4 protein-coding genes are annotated in these 4219 nt (G+C 71.5%); 3 read left to right on the forward strand and 1 reads right to left on the reverse strand.

Annotation, left to right across the window (positions count from 1 at the left end):
- Nucleotides 1–96 precede the first annotated feature (96 nt).
- Nucleotides 97–1395, forward strand: a complete 1299-nt coding sequence (locus JKV81_RS14800; protein WP_124277832.1) for a M18 family aminopeptidase — start codon at nucleotides 97–99, stop codon at nucleotides 1393–1395.
- Nucleotides 1396–1518: 123 nt separating this feature from the next.
- Entirely contained in the window at nucleotides 1519–1740 is a 222-nt protein-coding gene (locus tag JKV81_RS14805; RefSeq protein WP_099173346.1) for a DUF6458 family protein, read from the forward strand.
- Nucleotides 1741–1785: 45 nt separating this feature from the next.
- On the opposite strand, the gene JKV81_RS14810 is transcribed toward JKV81_RS14805, so the two are convergent.
- Nucleotides 1786–3597 carry an NHL domain-containing thioredoxin family protein gene (locus JKV81_RS14810; RefSeq protein WP_129264547.1) on the reverse strand — a complete coding sequence of 604 codons (1812 nt, stop codon included), beginning with the start codon at nucleotides 3595–3597 and terminating at the stop codon, nucleotides 1786–1788.
- 64 nt (nucleotides 3598–3661) lie between these two features.
- Between JKV81_RS14810 and JKV81_RS14815 the strand changes: the two genes are divergently transcribed.
- Nucleotides 3662–4165, forward strand: a complete 504-nt coding sequence (locus JKV81_RS14815) for an LURP-one-related/scramblase family protein (protein ID WP_129264548.1) — start codon at nucleotides 3662–3664, stop codon at nucleotides 4163–4165.
- Nucleotides 4166–4219: the final 54 nt, after the last annotated feature.

Genomic DNA, 4219 nt, shown 5'->3' on the forward strand with positions numbered 1-4219 from the left:
CGCCGTCGGCGTTCCTGACAACTTTCCGGACACGGGGCCGCGCCCGCCGTCGTACACCGTTAAACGTCCCGGTCCGCCGTCGTTACAGTGAGGAACATGAGCTCTTCCCTCCGCTTCGACCGCGGGCACACCGACGATCTGATGGCCTTCCTGATGGCCGCACCCTCCCCGTACCACGCTGTGGCCGCGGCCGCCGCACGGCTGGAGAAGGCCGGATTCCGGCAGGTCGAGGAGACGGATGCCTGGGACGGCTCGCTGGGCGGGAAGTACGTCCTGCGGGGCGGCGCCATCGTGGCCTGGTACGTGCCGGAGGGCGCCGGCGCCCACACCCCGTTCCGGATCGTGGGGGCCCACACCGACTCCCCCAACCTCCGCGTCAAGCCGCTGCCCGACACCGGTGCGTACGGCTGGCGCCAGGTCGCCGTCGAGGTCTACGGCGGGACGCTCCTGAACACCTGGCTCGACCGGGACCTCGGTCTCGCCGGCCGCCTCTCCCTGCGCGACGGCACGCACCGGCTGGTCAACATCGACCGCCCGCTGCTGCGCGTCCCCCAGCTGGCCGTGCACCTGGACCGGTCCGCCAACCCGGAGGGCCTCAAGCTCGACCGCCAGAAGCACATGCAGCCGATCTGGGGGCTCGGTGACGTCGAGGAGGGCGACCTCATCCGCTTCGTCGCCGAGGCGGCGGGCGTCGATCCCGCGGAGGTCACCGGCTGGGACCTGATGCCGCACGCCGTCGAAGCGCCCGCCTACCTGGGCCGCGACCGTGAGCTGGTCGCCGGTCCGCGCATGGACAACCTGCTCTCGGTCCACGCCGCGACGGCCGCGCTGGCCGCCGTGTCCGCGCAGCCGGACGCCGAACTGCCGTACATCCCCGTGCTGGCCGCCTTCGACCACGAGGAGAACGGCTCCCAGTCCGACACCGGCGCGGACGGCCCGCTGCTCGGCACGGTCCTGGAGCGCTCCGTGTTCGCCCGTGGCGGCTCGTACGAGGACCGCGCCCGGGCCTTCGCCGGAAGCGTCTGTCTCTCCTCGGACACCGGCCACGCCGTCCACCCCAACTACGCGGAGCGGCACGACCCGACGCACCACCCGGTGGTCAACGGCGGACCGATCCTCAAGGTCAACGTCAACATGCGCTACGCGACCGACGGCGGCGGCCGGGCCGTGTACGCCGCGGCCTGCGAGAAGGCGGGCGTGCCGTGGCAGACGTTCGTCTCCAACAACTCGATGCCGTGCGGCACCACGATCGGCCCGATCACCGCGGCCCGGCACGGCATCCGGACCGTCGACATCGGGGTGGCGATCCTCTCCATGCACAGCGCGCGTGAACTGTGCGGCGCCGACGACCCGTACCTCCTGGCCAACTCGCTCACGGCGTTCCTCGCGGGCTGACCCCGCACCGTTTCCACCGTCCTCCACCGTCCCAACCGCCTCCGCGGACATGGTTGTTACCGGGCCGGGTACGCGCTCCGTACACCGGCCCGGATTCACCGGGCCGTCGAGGAGGCAGAAGTCATGGGACTCGGAGGATGCATTCTCCTGATCGGTGCCGGAGCGATTCTGGCGTTCGCCACCGACTGGGAAATGGACACCGTCAACGTCGACCTGGTCGGCTGGATCATGATGCTCGTCGGCCTCGTCGGGGTCTTCGTCTACGTGAGCATCGCGCGGCGCCGCCGCATGGTCGTGCCGCCCACCACCACCGTCGTCTCGGAGGACGAGCGCCGCTACCGGTGAGCCGGCACCACGGCAGGAGGCGGGCGGCCATGAGCCGGCCCGCCGTCAGCCCTGCTCGTCCATCCCGGCGAGCACCAGCGGCAGCCTGGACGTCCCTGCGGCGGTGACGCTGACGGGGACGCCCCAGTCCTGCTGGTGCACATGGCAGGCCGGGTACTCGTTCGCCGGGTCGTCGTCGCAGGACGCCGCCATCGCGGACACATGCAGGACGCCCTCGGTGACCCCGTCCGCGAGGACCAGGTCACGGCTCAGGTCCGTACCCGGGCCGGAGCCCTCGGCCAGCAGCTCCGGCGGGGTCGAGGAGACCAGCAGCCGGGTGGAGGGCCCGTACCGGGTGTCCAGCTTCTGCCCGGCGGGTGCCTGGAAGACCACGTCGAGCCGGAGCGTGCCCGCGGCCACCTCGGTGGCCGCGCGCTGGGTGCGGTGGGCCCGGTCCGCGACGCGCACGGCCTCCTCGGGGAGCCGCAGCCGGGTCAGCCGGTGCCGGGCGGACTCGACGACCACCAGGTCGCCGTCGACCAGCACCGCGTCGCTCGGCTCCCGCAGGTCCGTGGCCAGCGTGGTGACCTCGCCGCTCTCCGGGTCGTACCGCCGCAGTGCGTGGTTGTAGGTGTCGCTCACCGCGACGGAGCCGTCCGGGAGCGCCGTGACGCCCAGGGGGTGCTGGAGGAGTGCCTGGGCGGCCGGTCCGTCGCGGTGGCCGAAGTCGAAGAGGCCGGTGCCGACGGCGGTGTGGACGGCACCCTCCCGGTCCACGTAACGCAGCGCCGAGGTCTCGGAGTCGGCGACCCAGAGCCGGTCACCGGCAGCGGCCAGACCGGACGGCTGCGCGAACCACGCCTCGTCCCCGGGCCCGTCGACCAGACCTTCGTTGGTCGTCCCGGCCGCGACCCGCACCGTGCCTTCGGCGGGGTCGTACGTCCACAGCTGGTGCACCCCGGCCATGGCGATCCACAGCCGGTCCTCGAACCAGGCGATGTCCCACGGCGACGACAGGTCCACCTCGGTGGCCGGACCGCTGGTGGCGGAGCCCTGCCACCACTGGCGGCCCGTGCCGGCCAGCGTGGTCGTCACGCCCGTCGCGAGGTCGAGGGCCCTGATCGCGTGGTTGACGGTGTCCGCGACGGCGATCCGGCCGTCGGGCAGGACCGCGAGGCCCTGCGGTTCGCTGAACCGGGCCTCGTCGCGCCCGCCGTCCGCGAACCCGCGGTCCCCGGTGCCGAAGTGGCCCCGTACGGTCTCGCCGTCGGCGTCCAGCTCGACCAGGCGGTGACGCGTGGTGTCCGAGACCAGGAACCCGCCGTCGGGGAGGACCAGTGCCTTGCCGGGGAAGCGGAGGTGCGTGGCGACCGGCTCCGGAGCGACGTAGGGACCGTCGCCCCGGCGCAGGGTGCCCTTGGCGGCGTGCTCGGCCTCCAGCTCCTCGACCAGCTTCTCGATGGCGTGGGCGTGGCCCTCGCCGGCGTGCTGTGCGACGACGTAACCCTCGGGGTCCACGACGACGAGTGTCGGCCAGGCGCGGACGGCGTACTGCTTCCAGGTGGCGAGCTCGGGGTCGTCGAGGACGGGGTGGTGCACCTCGTAGCGCTCGACGGCGTCGACCACGGCCTGGTGCTCCGCCTCGTGCACGAACTTCGGGGAGTGGACGCCGATGATCACCACGGTGTCGCGGTGCTTCTCCTCCAGCTCGCGCAGCTCGTCGAGCACGTGCAGACAGTTCACGCAGCAGAAGGTCCAGAAATCCAGGATGACAATGCGTCCCCGCAGGTCAGCAAGGGTGTACTGCCGGTCGCCTGTATTGAGCCAGCCGCCCTCGCCGATCAGTTCGGGGGCGCGGACACGTGCACGTGCTGTCATGCCACCAGTCAACAGCACCGTGGCCTGCGCGCATTCCGGCGGGGCGTCGGGGAACCTGTGATCCATGAGACTTCTCGTACGTGAGCGACTGTTCGGCGTCGGCGACGACTACTGGATCGAGGATGCGGACGGGCGGAAGCTCTTCCTCGTCGACGGCAAGGCCATGCGGCTCCGCGACACCTTCGAGCTGAAGGACACCGACGGCCGGGTGCTGGTGGAGATCCGCCAGAAGCTGATCAGCCTGCGCGACACGATGATCATCGAGCGGAACGGCGAGGAGCTCGCCAAGATCAAACGGAAGCGGCTCTCGCTGCTGCGCAACCACTACCGGGTGGCCCTGGTGGACGGCACCGAGCTGGACGTCAGCGGCAAGATCCTGGACCGCGAGTTCGCCATCGACTACGACGGTGAGCTGCTCGCCCAGATCTCCCGGCGCTGGCTGACCGTCCGCGACACCTACGGCGTCGACATCGTGCGGGAGGACGCCGATGTGCCGCTGCTGCTCGCGGTGGCGGTGTGCGTGATCGTCCTGGCGGACAAGGAGCACGACAAGGACGGCGACGACTGACCGGCTGCCGGCATGGACCGAGGGCGCCGGTTTCACGTGAAACCGGCGCCCTCG

It is taken from the genome of Streptomyces silvae, assembly GCF_016745505.1.
GTDB lineage: Bacteria > Actinomycetota > Actinomycetes > Streptomycetales > Streptomycetaceae > Streptomyces > Streptomyces silvae.

Bases quoted from the DNA above. Each gene is read 5' to 3' on its own strand.
- JKV81_RS14805 (WP_099173346.1), top strand. From the start codon at position 1,519: ATGGGACTCGGAGGATGCATTCTCCTGATCGGTGCCGGAGCGATTCTG.
- JKV81_RS14800 (WP_124277832.1), top strand. From the start codon at position 97: ATGAGCTCTTCCCTCCGCTTCGACCGCGGGCACACCGACGATCTGATG.
- JKV81_RS14815 (WP_129264548.1), top strand. From the start codon at position 3,662: ATGAGACTTCTCGTACGTGAGCGACTGTTCGGCGTCGGCGACGACTAC.
- JKV81_RS14810 (WP_129264547.1), bottom strand. From the start codon at position 3,597: ATGACAGCACGTGCACGTGTCCGCGCCCCCGAACTGATCGGCGAGGGC.